16 protein-coding genes are annotated in these 16801 nt (G+C 56.2%); 12 read left to right on the plus strand and 4 right to left on the minus strand.

The window, feature by feature from the left end; genetic code table 11:
• The 7 genes from pepP (at position 1) to NP77_RS15030 (ending at position 9418) form a co-directional block, all read left to right on the plus strand.
• The gene (gene pepP, locus NP77_RS15000) at positions 1-1323 is read left to right on the plus strand and encodes a Xaa-Pro aminopeptidase (protein ID WP_082040847.1); all 1323 of its coding nucleotides are present in this window, start codon (positions 1-3) and stop codon (positions 1321-1323) included.
• Positions 1320-2498, plus strand: coding sequence for a 2-octaprenyl-6-methoxyphenyl hydroxylase (gene ubiH, locus NP77_RS15005; RefSeq protein WP_039660734.1), 1179 nt, complete (start codon positions 1320-1322; stop codon positions 2496-2498). Before pepP ends, ubiH begins: the two co-directional genes overlap by 4 nt.
• A gap of 13 nt (positions 2499-2511) precedes the next feature.
• Entirely contained in the window at positions 2512-3714 is a 1203-nt protein-coding gene (gene ubiI / locus NP77_RS15010) for an FAD-dependent 2-octaprenylphenol hydroxylase (protein ID WP_003852862.1), read from the plus strand.
• Positions 3715-4146: 432 nt separating this feature from the next.
• Positions 4147-5244 carry a glycine cleavage system aminomethyltransferase GcvT gene (gene gcvT, locus NP77_RS15015; RefSeq protein WP_039660737.1) on the plus strand — a complete coding sequence of 366 codons (1098 nt, stop codon included), beginning with the start codon at positions 4147-4149 and terminating at the stop codon, positions 5242-5244.
• A gap of 23 nt (positions 5245-5267) precedes the next feature.
• Positions 5268-5654, plus strand: coding sequence for a glycine cleavage system protein GcvH (gene gcvH / locus NP77_RS15020; protein WP_003852867.1), 387 nt, complete (start codon positions 5268-5270; stop codon positions 5652-5654).
• Positions 5655-5734: 80 nt separating this feature from the next.
• On the plus strand, positions 5735-8608 hold the full coding sequence (gene gcvP / locus NP77_RS15025; protein WP_039660738.1) for an aminomethyl-transferring glycine dehydrogenase: 2874 nt from the start codon (positions 5735-5737) through the stop codon (positions 8606-8608).
• A gap of 66 nt (positions 8609-8674) precedes the next feature.
• Positions 8675-9418: an SDR family oxidoreductase gene (locus NP77_RS15030; protein ID WP_039660739.1), complete on the plus strand. Its 744-nt coding sequence runs from the start codon at positions 8675-8677 to the stop codon at positions 9416-9418.
• A 30-nt stretch (positions 9419-9448) separates the two neighbouring features.
• Here NP77_RS15030 and NP77_RS15035 read toward each other — a convergent pair whose 3' ends face one another.
• Both NP77_RS15035 and NP77_RS15040 read right to left on the minus strand, forming a co-directional pair.
• Positions 9449-10888: a 6-phospho-beta-glucosidase gene (locus tag NP77_RS15035; protein WP_039660740.1), complete on the minus strand. Its 1440-nt coding sequence runs from the start codon at positions 10886-10888 to the stop codon at positions 9449-9451.
• Positions 10889-11003: 115 nt separating this feature from the next.
• Positions 11004-11723: a MurR/RpiR family transcriptional regulator gene (locus NP77_RS15040; RefSeq protein ID WP_003852874.1), complete on the minus strand. Its 720-nt coding sequence runs from the start codon at positions 11721-11723 to the stop codon at positions 11004-11006.
• Positions 11724-11892: 169 nt separating this feature from the next.
• On the opposite strand from NP77_RS15040, the gene NP77_RS15045 reads away from it, so the two are divergent.
• Positions 11893-12558 (plus strand): hemolysin III family protein, encoded by a 666-nt coding sequence (locus tag NP77_RS15045; RefSeq protein ID WP_039660741.1) that lies wholly within the window; start codon positions 11893-11895, stop codon positions 12556-12558.
• A gap of 49 nt (positions 12559-12607) precedes the next feature.
• Here the strand turns inward: NP77_RS15045 and ygfZ are convergent, their stop codons facing one another.
• Positions 12608-13594 carry a tRNA-modifying protein YgfZ gene (gene ygfZ / locus NP77_RS15050; protein ID WP_008925670.1) on the minus strand — a complete coding sequence of 329 codons (987 nt, stop codon included), beginning with the start codon at positions 13592-13594 and terminating at the stop codon, positions 12608-12610.
• Positions 13595-13820: 226 nt separating this feature from the next.
• Here ygfZ and sdhE point away from each other — a divergent pair, with 226 nt between their 5' ends.
• Together sdhE and NP77_RS15060 are read left to right on the plus strand one after the other, a co-directional pair.
• Positions 13821-14087 (plus strand): FAD assembly factor SdhE, encoded by a 267-nt coding sequence (gene sdhE / locus NP77_RS15055; RefSeq protein WP_003852881.1) that lies wholly within the window; start codon positions 13821-13823, stop codon positions 14085-14087.
• Positions 14062-14472: a protein YgfX gene (locus NP77_RS15060; protein ID WP_039660742.1), complete on the plus strand. Its 411-nt coding sequence runs from the start codon at positions 14062-14064 to the stop codon at positions 14470-14472. The genes sdhE and NP77_RS15060 overlap by 26 nt, the downstream gene beginning before the upstream one ends.
• 78 nt (positions 14473-14550) lie before the next feature.
• On the opposite strand, the gene fldB is transcribed toward NP77_RS15060, so the two are convergent.
• Positions 14551-15069, minus strand: a complete 519-nt coding sequence (gene fldB, locus NP77_RS15065; protein ID WP_003852885.1) for a flavodoxin FldB — start codon at positions 15067-15069, stop codon at positions 14551-14553.
• Between the two features lie 102 nt (positions 15070-15171).
• On the opposite strand from fldB, the gene xerD reads away from it, so the two are divergent.
• Positions 15172-16065: a site-specific tyrosine recombinase XerD gene (gene xerD / locus NP77_RS15070; protein WP_003852887.1), complete on the plus strand. Its 894-nt coding sequence runs from the start codon at positions 15172-15174 to the stop codon at positions 16063-16065.
• A gap of 21 nt (positions 16066-16086) precedes the next feature.
• Positions 16087-16800 carry a bifunctional protein-disulfide isomerase/oxidoreductase DsbC gene (gene dsbC / locus NP77_RS15075; RefSeq protein ID WP_003852889.1) on the plus strand — a complete coding sequence of 238 codons (714 nt, stop codon included), beginning with the start codon at positions 16087-16089 and terminating at the stop codon, positions 16798-16800.
• The last annotated feature ends 1 nt before the right edge of the window (position 16801 follow it).

Genomic DNA, 16801 nt, shown 5'->3' on the forward strand with positions numbered 1-16801 from the left:
ATGATTTCACTGGAACGATACCTGCAGCGTCGTCAGGCGCTGCTGGCGAAGATGGTGCCTGGCAGCGCAGCGCTGATTTTTGCTGCGCCTGAAGTGACGCGCAGTAACGACACCGAATATCCCTTCCGCCAGAGCAGCGACTTCAGTTATTTCACCGGCTTTAATGAGCCGCAGGCATTGCTGGTGCTGATCAAAAGCGATGAAAATCACAACCACAGCGTGCTGTTTAACCGCGTGCGTGACCCCGCAGCGGAAGTCTGGTCTGGTCGTCGATTGGGTCAGGAGGCCGCGCCCGATAAACTCGGCGTGGATCGTGCCTTACCCTCGACCGATATTGGTGAACAGCTGCACCTGCTGCTGAATGGCCTGGATGTGATTTACCATGCGCAGGGCGAATATGCTCACGCAGACACTCTGGTGTTCAGCGCACTGGATAAACTGCGTCGCGGTTTCCGCCAGAATCTTAGCGCGCCAGCCACCGTCACTGACTGGCGTCCATGGGTGCATGAGATGCGCCTGTTTAAAGATGCGGATGAAATTGAGTTGTTACGCCGCGCCGGGAAAATCAGTGCACTGGCGCATACTCGCGCGATGCAAACCTGTCAGCCGGGCATGTTTGAGTATCAGCTGGAAGGGGAGATCCATCACGAATTTACCCGTCACGGCGCGCGTTATCCCTCCTATAACACCATTGTGGGGGCCGGCGAGAACGGCTGCATTCTGCACTACACCGAAAACGAAAGTGAGATGCGCGACGGCGATCTGGTACTGATCGATGCAGGCTGTGAATTCCACGGCTATGCCGGTGATATCACCCGTACCTTCCCGGTTAACGGCCGATTCAGCCCGGCGCAGCGCGCGATTTATGACATCGTTCTGGCTTCGCTGAAGCGATCGCTTGAGATGTTCCGGCCTGGCGTCAGCATTCGCGAAGTGAATGACGAAGTGGTGCGCATTATGATCACCGGTCTGGTGGAGCTGGGTATCCTGGAGGGTGACATCGATACCCTGATCGCCGAAGACGCACATCGCCAGTTCTATATGCATGGCCTGGGCCACTGGCTGGGGCTGGACGTTCACGACGTAGGTCACTACGGCACCCCGAGTCGCGATCGGATTCTGGAGCCGGGCATGGTGTTAACCGTTGAGCCGGGTCTCTATATCGGGCCGGATGCGGATGTACCCGCGCAATATCGCGGCATTGGCATCCGAATCGAAGATGACATTGTGATTACGGAAGAGGGCATTGAGAATCTCACCGACAGCGTCGTGAAAGAAGCCGATGAGATTGAAGCACTGATGGCGGCGGCAAAACAGGCATGACAATTCTGATTGCCGGAGGCGGCATGACCGGGGCGACGCTGGCGCTGGCGATCTCCCATCTCACCCAGGGCACACTGCCGGTGACGCTGATTGAAAGCAGCGAGCCAGGCAGCCGGGCGCATCCCGGTTTTGACGGCCGCGCGATTGCCCTCGCGGCCGGAACCTGCCAGCAACTGGCGGATATCAACCTGTGGCAGCGCATTGCCAGTTGTGCCACGCCGATTACCCATATCCATGTCTCCGATCGCGGTCACGCGGGCTTTGTGTCACTGGCGGCGGCTGATTATGACATTCCGGCGCTGGGGCAGGTTGTCGAGCTGTTTGATGTCGGTCAGCGGCTGTTTGCGGAACTGAAAAAAGCGCCAGGCGTGACGCTGCGCTGTCCTGCACGCGTTACCCAGGCTCACCGAAGCGACCAGCAGGTTGAGGTGACACTGGACAGTGGCGAACAACTCAGCGGCAAGCTGCTGGTGGCCGCGGATGGCACGCGCTCTGCCCTGGCCGCCTCGTGCGGTATTCAGTGGCAAAGAGACGACTATCAGCAGCTCGCGGTAATTGCCAATGTCTCCACTGCGCTGCCCCATCAGGGCCGCGCTTTCGAGCGTTTCACCGAGCATGGCCCGCTGGCGCTACTGCCGATGTCTGGCAACCGTCTCTCGCTGGTCTGGTGTCATCCGCTTTCGCAGCGCGAACGCATTGAGCAGTGGAGCGAGGCTGAATTCCTGAGTCAGCTGCAGCGTGCCTTTGGCTGGCGACTGGGCAAATTTACTCACACGGGTCAGCGAGAATACTACCCGCTGGCGCTGCACCGGGCGATGTCGCCGGTGACGCACCGTGTGGCGGTGGTGGGCAATGCAGCACAGACGCTGCATCCCATTGCCGGGCAGGGTTTCAATCTTGGCCTGCGCGATGTGATGTCGCTGGCTGAAACGCTGGCAGCCGCCCATCGTCATCAGCAGGATCCCGGCAGCTATGCCGTGCTGCATCATTATCAGCAGCGTCGTCAGCCCGATCGCGCCGCCACTATCGGCATCACCGACGGACTGGTGCGCGTTTTTGCAAACCAGTATGGTCCACTGGTGGCAGGACGTAACCTGGGCCTGCTGGCAATGGATCATCTGCCGTGGCTACGAAATCAACTGGCTGAGCGTACGCTTGGCTGGGTTAAGCGTTAATAAAGAGGCTCAGATGCAAACTTTTGATGTGGTGATCGCCGGTGGCGGTATGGTGGGGCTGGCGGTGGCCTGCGGCTTGCAGGGCAGCGGACTGCGCATCGCCGTGCTGGAAAAATCGCCGGAGCCACCGCTGGCGCTGAGTGCGTCACCGTCGATTCGCGTGTCGGCGATAAACGCCGCCAGCGAACGGCTGCTGCAGAAGCTGGATGTCTGGTCGACCATTCTTTCGCTGCGCTGCCGCGCATATCACGGCATGGAAGTGTGGGATAAGGACAGCTTCGGCTCCATCGCTTTTGATGATGAGCAGCAGGGCTTGTCACATCTGGGCCATATCGTCGAAAACCCGGTGATTCACACTGCGCTCTGGCAACGTGCCAGCGCCTGCAGCGACGTGACGATAATGGCACCTTCGCAGTTACAGCAGGTGGCATTTGGTGACAACGAAGCCTTTGTTACGCTGCAGGATGGCAGTATGTTAAGCGCGCGATTACTGATTGCCGCTGACGGTGCTAACTCCTGGCTGCGCAACAAAGCCGATATTCCGCTGACTTTCTGGGATTACGATCACCGTGCGTTAGTGGCTAACGTCCGCACTGAGAAGCCGCACGACGCTGTGGCCCGCCAGGTGTTCCACGGCGACGGTATTCTGGCTTTCCTGCCGATGCAGGATCCGCATCTGAGCTCCATCGTCTGGTCGCTCTCGCCACAGGAAGCGAGCCGTCTGGAAACCATGCCGGAAGCGCTGTTCAATCAGCAGCTCTCAGTGGCGTTTGATATGCGCCTCGGCCTGTGTCAGCTGGAAAGCGAGCGCAAATCGTTCCCGCTGGTAGCGCGCTATGCCCGCAACTTTGCGGCACACCGTCTGGCGCTGGTGGGCGATGCGGCTCACACCATTCATCCGCTGGCGGGGCAGGGCGTAAACCTTGGCTTTATGGATGCCGCCGAGTTGATTGGCGAGATTCGCCGTCTGCATCAGCAGGGCAAAGATATTGGTCAGCACCTCTATCTGCGTCGCTACGAGCGCAGCCGTAAACACAGCGCCGCAATGATGCTGGCAGGCATGCAGGGCTTCCGGGAGATGTTCGCCGGCAATAATCCGGCGAAAAAACTGCTGCGTGACGTCGGTCTGAAGCTGGCTGATCGCCTGCCAGGGGTAAAACCTATGATGCTGAAGCAGGCGATGGGCCTGAATGATTTACCCGCCTGGCTACGCTAAATTCTCGCCTTTTGATAAGCCAGCGTCTGCTGGCTTTTTTTATGTCTGAATCCCTCTGCACCACCAAAAGGCAATGCTGCACCAGTCCGGGTCTTCGTTTGATTTATTCTAATTTTGCTAGCAATTTCGCATTACTTTTTCTCATTCATCTCTTCGCGGGCAGCGGGATTTTTTTAACATCCTGAACGCCTTGCCGCATAAATTTGCTGTGTATATTTAAAGTCCCTGCATTTATTGCGCGATTAATCACAAAATTGCAGTTTTTTATCCTGTCACAGGCTGTTTCTGGTTAGGCTGTGCATCTGCGTTCGACCCCGGTTTGCTTATGGTTAATCGTCAGATTCGGTGGTAACGTCAGTCGTAAGAGAACGTTTGCGTCGGCACTCAATTCCGGCGCAATTTTGCCCTCACTCGCTTCTGCACAGGATGGTTATGACTCAGCAAACACCTCTGTTCGAACAGCATCAGGCCTGCGGTGCCCGCATGGTGGATTTTCATGGCTGGATGATGCCATTGCACTATGGCTCCCAGATGGATGAACATCATGTGGTGCGCACTGACGCCGGGATGTTTGATGTCTCTCACATGACCATCGTCGACCTGACAGGACCGCGTACCCGCGAATTCCTGCGCTATCTGCTGGCGAATGATGTGGCAAAACTGACGCAGCCAGGCAAAGCGCTTTACACCGGGATGCTGAATGCATCGGGTGGCGTCATTGACGATTTGATTGTTTACTTTATGAGCGAATCGTTCTTCCGGCTGGTGGTGAACTCCGCGACCCGTGAAAACGATCTCGCCTGGATCACGCAACATGCGCAGGGTTATGGCATTACGCTGACGGAACGCGATGACCTGGCGCTGATTGCTGTGCAGGGTCCGCAGGCGCAGCAGAAAGCGCAGACGCTGTTCAGCGAGGAGCAGCGTCAGGCTGTGGCTGGCATGAAGCCGTTTTTTGGTGTGCAGTCAGGTGACCTGTTTATCGCGACCACCGGTTACACCGGCGAAGCAGGATATGAAATTGCGATGCCCGCCGGTGAGGCAGCCGATTTCTGGCAGCGCCTGCTGGCAGCTGGCGTAAAACCTGCCGGACTGGGCGCACGCGACACACTGCGCCTGGAAGCCGGAATGAATCTTTATGGTCAGGAGATGGACGAAGGCGTTTCACCGCTGGCCGCCAACATGGGCTGGACGGTGTGCTGGGAACCTTCTGACCGCGATTTCATTGGCCGGGAAGCGCTGGAACTGCAGCGTGAACGCGGCACAGAAAAGCTGGTGGGGCTGATCCTCACAGAAAAAGGGGTGCTGCGTAACGGCCAGCCGGTGCGTTTCACCGATGACCAGGGGCAGCCACAGGAGGGGATCATCACCAGTGGTTCTTTCTCACCGACGCTGGGTTGCAGCATCGCCCTGGCGCGCGTACCGGCCTCGGTCGGCAGCACCGCCATCGTTGAGATCCGTAACCGCCAGATGCCCGTCCAGGTTACCCGTCCCGTTTTTGTCCGCGCCGGTAAACCGGTCGCTCAGTAAATTTTATTCAGGAGAAATGGCCAATGAGCAATGTGCCGAATACGTTGAAGTACCGCGACAGCCATGAATGGGTGCGCAAAGAAGCCGATGGCAGCTACACCGTGGGTATTACTGAACATGCGCAGGAGTTACTGGGCGACATGGTATTTGTCGATCTGCCGGAAGTGGGCGCGACGTTTGCCGCCGGTGAAGAGTGCGCGGTGGCAGAGTCCGTTAAAGCGGCGTCAGATATCTATGCGCCAATTAGCGGTGAGATTGTGGCGGTCAACGATGCCCTGACTGACTCACCGGAGCAGGTCAACAGCGAGCCTTATGACGGCGGCTGGTTATTTAAAATCAAAGCCAGTGACGCGTCTGAAATCGACACGCTGCTGGATGCGGATGCTTATAAAGCCTCCATCGACGAGTAATCGTCAGGCGGCCTCAGACAGAGGCCGCAGATTTCTGTTTGCTCTCCGGTTCCCCCAGCCCGATTCAGGATTTACTGCTAATGACTCAGACTCTCAGCCAGCTTGAACACAACGGTGCATTCATTGAGCGCCATATCGGTCCTTCACCTGAGCAGCAGGTGCAGATACTTGACGCGATTGGTGCCCGTTCGCTGGACGCGTTAATCAGCACGATTGTGCCGGCAGACATTCAGCTGCCGGGTCCACCCGCCGTTGGCGAAGCCGCGACTGAACAGCAGGCGCTGGCCGAACTGAAAGCCATTGCCAGTCAGAATCTGCGTTACAAATCCTGGATTGGTATGGGATACAGCGCGGTCATCACTCCGCCGGTTATCCTGCGTAATATGCTGGAAAATCCGGGCTGGTACACTGCCTATACCCCGTATCAGCCTGAAGTCTCGCAGGGCCGCCTGGAAGCACTGCTGAACTTCCAGCAGCTGACGCTGGATCTTACCGGCATGGATATTGCGTCCGCCTCTTTGCTGGATGAAGCCACGGCTGCAGCCGAAGCGATGGCGATGGCAAAACGCGTCAGCAAGCTCAAAAACGCCAATAAATTCTTCATTGCCGACGATATTCATCCGCAGACGCTGGATGTGGTCCGGACTCGTGCAGAGACGTTCGGTTTTGAACTGATCATCGACAGCGCCGACAAGGCAGCGGATCACGACGACCTGTTTGGTGTGCTGCTGCAACAGGTGGGAACGACGGGCAACGCGCACGATTACAGCGCGCTGATTGCCGGGCTGAAAGCACGCAAAGTCGTGGTAAGCGTGGCGGCAGACTTTATGTCGCTGGTGTTACTGGAAGCGCCAGGCAGGCAGGGCGCAGATATTGTCTTTGGTTCCGCTCAGCGCTTCGGCGTGCCGATGGGTTACGGCGGTCCGCACGCTGCCTTCTTCGCCAGCCGCGACGAGCATAAACGCTCTATGCCAGGCCGCATCATCGGTGTGTCACGTGATGCCGCAGGCAACACAGCACTGCGCATGGCGATGCAGACCCGTGAACAACATATCCGTCGTGAAAAGGCTAATTCCAACATCTGTACGTCGCAGGTGCTGCTGGCAAACATTGCGGGTCTCTATGCAGTTTTCCACGGCCCGGCTGGTCTGAAACGTATTGCCTCACGCATTCACCGCTTCACCAGCATCCTGGCAGCCGGACTGCAGCAGGGCGGCCTGAAACTGCGCCATCAGCACTGGTTCGATACGCTGACGGTGGAAGTGGCGGATAAAGCCGCTGTGCTGAACCGCGCTTTGAGCTTTGGCGTTAACCTGCGCAGCGACATCCATAATGCCGTTGGCATCACGCTGGATGAAACCACCTGCCGCGAAGATATTCTGGCGCTGTTTGCTATTCTGCTGGGTGATGAACATGGCCAGGATCTGGAAAAACTCGACAGCGAAGTCGCCAGTGAAAGCCACGCGATTCCTGCGGGCCTGCAGCGTCACAGCGAGATCCTGACCCATCCGGTGTTCAACCGTCATCACAGCGAAACCGAGATGATGCGCTATATGCACAGCCTGGAGAAAAAGGATCTGGCGCTGAATCAGGCGATGATCCCGCTCGGATCCTGCACCATGAAGCTCAACGCTGCCGCTGAGATGATCCCGATCACCTGGCCGGAGTTTGCTGAGCTGCATCCATTCTGCCCGGCTGAACAGGCTACCGGCTATCTGCAGATGATCGGCCAGTTGTCGCAGTGGCTGGTGCAGCTCACCGGCTATGATGCACTCTGCATGCAGCCTAACTCTGGCGCGCAGGGGGAATATGCCGGGCTGCTGGCGATCCGCCGCTATCACGAAAGTCGCGGCGAGGGCGATCGTCATCTCTGTCTGATCCCGAGTTCGGCACACGGTACGAACCCGGCCTCAGCCCAGATGGCGGGTATGGATGTGGTCGTGGTCGCGTGCGACAAACAGGGCAACATCGACCTTGGCGACCTGCGTGAAAAGGCGGCGCAGGCGGGCGACAAACTTTCCTGCATCATGGTGACTTATCCCTCCACACACGGTGTCTATGAAGAGACCATCCGTGAAGTGTGCCAGATCGTGCATCAGTATGGCGGCCAGGTGTATCTGGATGGCGCGAACATGAATGCGCAGGTCGGCATCACCACGCCAGGCTACATCGGCGCAGATGTCTCGCACCTCAATCTGCACAAAACCTTCTGCATTCCGCACGGCGGTGGTGGTCCGGGTATGGGACCGATTGGCGTAAAAGCGCACCTGGCTCCGTTTGTTCCGGGACACAGCGTGGTGCAGATCGACGGTGTATTGACGCAGCAGGGCGCGGTCTCCGCAGCGCCGTTTGGCAGCGCCTCTATTCTGCCGATCAGCTGGATGTATATTCGCATGATGGGCGCCGAAGGGCTGAAACAGGCCAGTTCGGTCGCGATTCTGAATGCTAACTATATTGCCAGCCGCCTGCAGTCTGCTTATCCGGTGCTCTATACCGGCCGCGATGGCCGTGTGGCGCACGAATGTATTCTCGACATCCGTCCGCTGAAAGAGCAGACCGGCATCAGTGAGCTGGATATTGCTAAGCGCCTGATCGATTACGGATTCCACGCGCCGACCATGTCCTTCCCGGTGGCGGGCACGCTGATGGTGGAGCCGACCGAGTCAGAGAGCAAAATCGAACTGGATCGCTTTATTGACGCAATGCTGGCGATCCGTATGGAAATTGACCGGGTGGCGGCAGGGGAATGGCCGCTGGACGACAACCCACTGGTTAATGCGCCGCATACCCAGCTGGAAATCGTCAGTGAATGGTCACATCCTTACAGCCGTGAACTGGCGGTCTTCCCGGCGGGCAGCCATAACAAATACTGGCCGACAGTAAAACGTCTGGATGATGTGTTTGGCGACCGCAATCTGTTCTGCTCCTGCGTGCCGATGAGCGATTATCAGTAATCTCCCTACGGGCAAGCGTTAATCATCAGGGGCCGATTCGTCGGCCCTTTGTTATGGAGAATCAGCATGAAACTGGCACTGGTTACGGGTGGCAGCCGCGGTATCGGGCGGGCCACGTCACTATTACTGGCAGCCCGGGGTTATCGGGTTGCAGTGAACTATCGTCAGCGCGAGGCCGAAGCGCAACAGCTGGTGGCACAGATCCAGCAGCAGGGCGGTGAAGCCTTTGCGGTTCAGGCGGATATCAGTGATGAAGCGCAGGTGATGGCGATGTTTGCGCAGCTCGACAAGCACTCTATGCCGCTGGCGTTGCTGGTGAACAACGCCGGGATTCTGTTTCAGCAATGCCGCACCGAACAGCTTGAGGCGGCGCGACTGCAAAAGGTCTTTGCGACCAACGTCATCGGATCCTTTCTCTGCTGTCGTGAGGCGGTTAAGCGGATGGGCACGCATCACGGCGGTCAGGGCGGCGCGATTGTAAACGTCTCGTCGGCCGCATCGCGTACCGGTGCGCCTGGCGAATATGTTGATTACGCCGCCTCAAAAGGGGCGATGGATACGCTGACCAAAGGATTGTCGCTGGAAGTGGCGCAGCAGGGGATTCGGGTCAATGGCGTACGTCCGGGATTTATCTATACAGAGATGCATGCCGATGGTGGAGAGCCGGGCAGGGTAGACAGACTTGCCAGCGCGATTCCGATGGGGCGCGGCGGTGAGGCAGAAGAGGTAGCGGAAGCGATTGTCTGGCTGGCCAGCGATGCGGCCTCATACGTCACCGGCAGCATCATTGACGCTGCCGGTGGTCGTTAACTCACTTCGTAGCTTATGCGGCTTCAGGAATCAGAGGTTTTCGCCGTTGCTGGCGATAACCTGCTGATACCAGCTGAAGCTTTTCTTCTTCGCACGAGAAAAGTCGCCGCTGCCATCATCGTTTTTATTCACATGAATAAAGCCGTAGCGCTTATCGTACTGGCCGGTGGTAAAAGAGACACAATCCAGGCAACCCCATGGTGTGTAGCCCATTAAATCCACACCATCATACGCTACGGCTTTCTTCATCTCTTCGATGTGCGCACGCAGGTAGTCGATGCGGTAATCATCTTCAATCAGGCCGTCAGCGCCGGGCTTATCGATCGCACCAAAGCCGTTTTCGACAATAAACAGCGGCTTCTGGTAACGCTCATACATCTCGTTCATGGCATAACGCAGGCCGACCGGATCGATCTGCCAGCCCCAGTCTGACGCTTTCACATGCGGGTTTTTCACCACACCTTCAAAGCCGGTGATGGGATCGTCAACGCCGCTGGCATCGCTCTTCACGGCGTTGCTCATGTAGTAGCTGAAACCGACATAGTCTGCACAGCCCTGGCGCAGCGTCTCAGCATCGTCCGCTTCCATCTGAATGTCATAACCTTTACGTGCCCACTCCCTGAGCGTGTAGGCCGGATAGTAGCCACGCATCTGCACGTCACTGAACACATAGCGCTGATGCATCGACTCCTGCGCCAGCACCACATCGTCCGGGTGGCAGGAGAACGGGTAGACAGGGACCATGGCGATCATGCAGCCAATCTGGAAGTCAGGATTGATGTCGTGACCGAGCTTCACCACTTTAGCGCTGGCAACAAACTGGTGGTGCATGACCTGATACATTGCCTGTTCAGGTTTCTCATGCTCGGTAAAGATCACACCTGAACAGCAGTAACCAAACAGCGGATACTGCCAGTTGCGCTGGTTGTTGATCTCGTTAAAGGTCATCCAGTATTTCACTTTGTTCTTATAGCGGTTCAGCACTACTTCGCTGAAGCGCACAAAGAAGTCGACCACTTTGCGGTTGTGCCAGCCGCCATACTCTTTGACCAGGTGATAAGGCATTTCGAAGTGCGAAAGCGTGATGACCGGTTCAATGCCATATTTCAGCAGTTCATCAAACAGATCGTCATAGAATTGCAGGCCGGCTTCATTAGGCTGCTGCTCATCTCCGTTGGGGAAGATGCGGGTCCAGGCAATGGAAGTGCGGAAGCATTTAAAGCCCATCTCGGCAAACAGCGCGATATCCTGTTTATAATGAGAAAAAAACTCCACGCCTTTGTGGTTCGGGTAGAAATGACCAGGCTGCACGCCGTCGGTGATTACGCGGTCAACGCCGTGTGAACCGCCGGTCAGCACGTCAGCAATGCTGACGCCTTTGCCGCCCTGATCCCAGCCACCTTCAACCTGATGCGCCGCGACCGCACCGCCCCAAAGAAAGCCTTTTGGTAACTGCAATTCTGCACTCATGCTTTACTCCATTACGGATATTGAAATTGAGCTGAGTGTAGCAAGGCAATATTGAAAGTCACGATATAACAGCGCGCCTGGAATTACGTTTGTTACATCCAAAAAACAGGCTGTTTTATTTCCCCAGCTGGCGGCCTATTGCTTCAATAATATAGGTCACCGGCACCTGAGTGGTAATGTCAGAATTGTCGGCCATGCGAATAATCGGCACGTGATAGCAGAGGTTAAAATCACCAATCTTCGCCAGAGAGCAGCTTTCTGTATTCGTTATCGCAATGATTTTGCACTTCTTCAGGCTGAACTGACTGGCAATGCGCAGGATCTCTTCCGTTTCGCCGGAGACCGATAAAATAATGGCGACGGCATTTTCATACAGGTCAGTGCTGACCGGATAGTAGGGGTCGTCAATGGCGTGACTGAATTTACCGAGGTTAGAGAAAAACCGCGCGCCATATTTTGCCAGACTGCCGGAGGTGCCGACGCCAATAAAGAAAACCCGATCCGCCTGATTAATTTTCTGCGCAGCCTGCGTGATGAGCTGTTCAAACTCCGGGTTATTAATACTCTTGAAAAAACTCAGCATTTCACTGACGCCCGCCGTGTTGAGCAGCGGTGCACGCTGTTGCTCGCTTAAGCGCAGGCGGATGCGGAACTCTGACCAGCCTTCACAATCCATCTTGCGGCAGAAGCGCAGCACGGTGGTGGTGGAGACGGCAGCCTGCTCAGCCAGCTCGCGAATCGTCATATAGCTGACGCCCTCGCGGTGCTTAATGATGAATTGATAGACCTGCATTTCCAGATCGTTAAGGCGGGCGAGATCGCGATGCGAAAACATGAATGACTCATTGAACAGTTGACCGAAGGTCAGTTTACCAGATTCAGTACGTGGTTTAAGGGATAGTGAATTTCTGTGAGCATTTTTAGCGTACACGTGTACACTGAAAAAATTATTGGGTAGGCTGGATAACAGTGACTACTGCTATGGCGCTGTTCAGGAAACTAATATGACCACCACACTCTCTCAAAAACATCGACCCTCTGCGGGCTATTCCATTACCGAGGAGATTGCCAACAGTATCAGTCACGGTCTTGGCTGCCTCTCTGGCATCGTCGGGCTGGTGCTGATGCTCCATCAGGCCACTGAGAGGCAGGCTGACACCATCACCTTTATCAGCTACAGCCTCTATGGCGGCAGCATGATTTTGCTGTTTCTGGCCTCAACGCTCTATCACGCAATCCCGGATGGGCCCGCCAGACCCTGGCTGAAAAAGCTCGATCACTGTGCCATCTATCTGCTGATTGCGGGGACCTATACGCCGTTTCTGCTGGTCGGACTGAGGACGCCCCTGGCGTATGGCTTAATGGCGGTGATCTGGGGGCTGGCGCTGGCGGGTATTGTGTTCAAGCTCACGATTGCACATCGCTTTAAAGCGCTGTCGCTGGTGACCTATCTCTGCATGGGGTGGCTGTCGCTGATTGTGGTTTATCAGCTGGCGATGATCCTGCCGCCGGGCTGCATCTGGCTGCTGGCCGCAGGCGGAATTATCTATTCGCTTGGGGTGATTTTCTATGTGGCACGCCGCATTCCCTTTAACCACGCCATCTGGCATTTGTTTGTGCTGGGCGGCAGTCTCTGCCACTTCTGCGCCATCTATTTTTATGTGCGCTGAGTAGATTGCGGCATGGCCCTTCCGTTAATGAAAGGGCCATGCGGTTACATCACTCTTCAGCCAGCGAGTAGGGCAGCGGCTGAATGGTCAGATGCCCGCCTTCGTCACCTTCAACCCGCAGCACGCTGTCCGGCTCCAGATCGTTATTCAGCACCACCTGAATCCAGCTGATTCCATCATCTAACTGCACCGCAGCCAGCACGCTTCCGGTACGACGCCAGCGCTCACCCATCTGTAACTCCAGCGGAGCATTGGCTTCGGGCAGATGACTTGCCTGACCCGCCAGCCAGTAGAGCGCGCGTTTATTGGCACCGCGATATTTCGCTCTGGCGACCATCTCCTGACCGGCATAGCAGCCCTTTTTGAAGCTGATAGCATCCAGCGCCTGCAGGTTGGTGGCCTGAGGAATAAACTGCACACTGGTGGCCGGATCGATTACCGGAATGCCCGCTTCAATGTCCAGCGCCAGCCACTGCTGACTGTCATTAAACTGAGCATCGTCATTAAGCTTCTGTTTCAGCGCTTCTGCCTGTGACAGCGAGGTAACAATCAGAAAACGTTCGGCGGGTTGGGCAAACCACAGCAGCGTGGTTTCTCCCTGCTGCACCACTGGTTTTTCGCTGTCGGGCAGGTTATCAAACAGATTTGCCAGCGCGGCGCGGGCCTGAAAACCGGCCAGGCCCAGCAACACGCACTCATCGTCAGCTGCCATCGTCACTTTCGAAAACACCGCGTATTTTTTTAACTCAGTCAGCTGGGTGTCGCGCAGTTCACGGCGGATCAGATAGGCATAGCCTTCGCCGCGATGGAACAGGCGCATATTACTCCACATTTTGCCTTTGGCATCGCAGTGTGCGGCGGGCGAATGGTGGTCTGCATCCAGCGCCGCGACATCTAGCGTTAGCTGACCCTGCAGGTAAGCGGTACTGTCAGCACCGGTAATGGAAACCAGCGCCCAGCTATCCAGTGACATCAGGGTTAATGGCAGGCGAGACGACGCGGCAGGCTGGCGCGGCGGTAAAGTAAAAGTGGGCATGGAGATATCCTGTATTAGAAGGTTCATCCGGAACATTGTCTTCAATGTTAAAAGAGCCGACTGGCAATGCAACCTGTTTACGGAAAACGGCGCACAAAAGGCGTGATAACCCTGAAAAGCTACAATCTGAAATGTGGCAGGTTGCACAGCCTGCGACGCTGCGCCTGCGAGCTGCATTAAACCAGGTTACACTAGCGGCCACGTTGTGAATTGTGGAAATTGATGCATGGATATTAATGATAAATCACGTATTCAGTGGGCTTGCCGTCGCGGCATGCTGGAACTGGATGTGGCTATTATGCCGTTCTTCAAATTTGAGTATGACACGCTTAATGACACTGATAAGCAGGTCTTTGTTAACCTGCTGAAGAGTGACGATCCCGACCTGTTTAACTGGCTGATGAATCACGGTGAGCCAAAAGATCCAGAGCTTAAGCGGATGGTGAATTTGATCCAGCAGCGTAACCATGATCGCGGCCCCGTGGCAATGTAAGCTGCAGCCCTCCCGCCTGGCGTGCGGATGTCTGTGCGCCTGGCTGGTGGCAGCCGTGACTGGCGTCGTGTTGATGCCGCTGCCGGTGGGCGGCTGGCTGATTAAAGTGCCGGTTATTCTGTTGTTGCTGGCTGAAGGCTGGTGCAGCTTCCGACGATTGCGTCAGCGGCGCGGTGAGTTACAGCGGGAAGGCGGTCATTGCTGGATCTGGCAGGGAAAACGCTGGCGACCGACCCAGCCGCTGCGCTGGTTACCGATTGGCGTCTTGCTGGTGGCCAGGAGTGAAAAGGGCGCTACGCTACGATGGTGGCTGATGCGGGACAATATGCAGCCCGGCGAATGGCGAGCATTACGCGCCTGCTGTTTCAGCAAAGCGCGACATTAATGGCAACAGGGCAGACTATTATCTGCCGGCATCTGCAGGCGCTCGTGTCTAGAGCGGCAATCCAGAGCACGGAATCGTTCAGAGCAGTGCAGCGGTTTCGGTTAATACCTGCTCGCACCACTGCTCAACGCGCTCATCGGTGACCTCGAACTGATTCACATCATCCAGCGCCAGACCCACAAATTGCGAGCCATCGGCACTCAGCGGTTTAGGACTGGTGAACTCATAGCCCTCAAGCGGCCAGTAGCCGACAAACCGCACGCCCATGGGCTGCAGCAAATCGTGGAGCATGCCGAGCGCATCTAAAAACCACTCGCCATAGCCAATCTGATCGCCCATGCCATACAGCGCAACAATCTTGTTTTGCAGATTCAGCGCGGGCAGTTGCGTCCAGATCGCCTCCCAGTCCTCCTGCAACTCACCGAAATCCCAGGTCGGGATGCCCATGATCAGCAAATCGTACTGTTCCATCAGGCGTGGGTCGTCATCTTTCACGTTATGCAGCGTCACTAACTCTTCGCCAATAAAATCGCGAATTTTCTCCGCTACAATTTCGGTGTAACAGGTACTTGAACCGTAAAAAAGACCGATTTTCATGCAGATAACACTCTGTAAATACTGACTTTGGCGCAATTGTACCAGAAGCGCTGCTGAATCAGGCATAATGAGCATGATTTTACACCAGACGGCGGAGACAACGTGCAGGACAGCGATCTGACAGAACAGTTTCTTGATGCGCTCTGGATTGAACGCAATCTGGCGCAGAATACTCTCTCCTCTTATCGTCAGGATCTTCAGACGCTGACCGGCTGGCTGGCGCATCATCAGCTAACGCTGCTCAGCGTGACGCCACTGGATCTGCAGCAGTTCCTGGCCGAAAGGCTGGAGGGCGGTTACAAAGCGACAAGCTCAGCGCGGTTGCTCAGCGCCATGCGTCGCCTGTTCCAGTATCTTTATCGCGAAAAGCTGCGACCGGACGATCCGAGCGCACTGCTGTCCGCGCCAAAACTGCCGCAGCGTTTGCCGAAAGATCTCAGTGAAGCGCAGGTCGAACGACTGTTGCAGGCGCCGAATATCGATATTCCGCTGGAGCTACGCGACAAAGCAATGCTGGAGCTGCTCTACGCCACCGGCCTGCGTGTCTCCGAACTGATTGGCCTGACGCTCAGCGACATCAGCCTGCGGCAGGGCGTTGTCCGGGTTATCGGTAAAGGCGATAAAGAGCGGCTGGTGCCTTTAGGTGAAGAAGCGGTTTACTGGCTGGAGCAATATATGGAACATGGTCGTCCGTGGCTGCTCAATGGGCAGACGCTGGACGTGATGTTTCCCAGCAATCGGGCGCAGCAGATGACGCGCCAGACCTTCTGGCATCGCATCAAGCATTACGCCACGCTGGCGGGGATCGACAGCGAAAAGTTATCGCCGCATGTAATGCGTCATGCCTTTGCGACCCATCTGCTGAACCACGGTGCAGATCTGCGTGTCGTACAGATGCTGCTGGGACATAGCGATCTCTCCACCACCCAAATTTATACGCACGTCGCCACTGAGCGCCTGCGTCAGTTGCATCAACAACACCATCCGCGAGCCTGATTCGCGGCCATAAGGATAAAAATGAACAAGCATTTTGCCATGCTGGCCCTGTTAGCCAGCGCCTTTTCCGGTCTCGCACAGGCCGATGACAGCGCCATTCAGCAATCCCTTAAAAAGCTCGGTCTGAACCAGACGGAGATCAGTCCATCCCCGCTGCCTGGCTTTAAAACCGTGCTGTCGGAAAGCGGCGTGCTCTATGTTACCGATGACGGCAAACATATGATCCAGGGCCCGCTCTATGACGTCAGCGGCAAACAGCCGGTCAACGTCACCAACCAGCTGCTGGACAAAAAAGTCGAGGCGCTGGTGCCGGAGATGATCGTCTACAAAGCCCCGAAAGAGCAGCATGTGATCACCGTCTTCACCGACATCACCTGTGGTTACTGCCACAAGCTGCACGAGCAGATGGCGGACTACAATGCGCTGGGCATTACCGTGCGCTACCTGGCGTTTCCGCGAGAGGGACTGAATGGTCAGATCGAACCGGCAATGAAGGCGATCTGGTGCAGCGCTGACCGCAATAAAGCGTTTGATGAGGCGATGAAAGGCAATGCGCCGAAGATGGCCGCACCAGACAGCTGCAAAATCGATATTTCTCAGCATTACAAACTGGGCGTGCTGTTTGGCATTCAGGGCACCCCTGCGATGCTGACTGACACCGGCATGATGATCCCGGGTTATCAGTCGCCGCAGGAGCTGAAGCAGGTGCTGGACAATCAGAAGCGTGGTGGTTAAT

It is taken from the genome of Pantoea sp. MBLJ3 (genome assembly GCF_000816655.1).
GTDB lineage: Bacteria > Pseudomonadota > Gammaproteobacteria > Enterobacterales > Enterobacteriaceae > Pantoea > Pantoea eucalypti.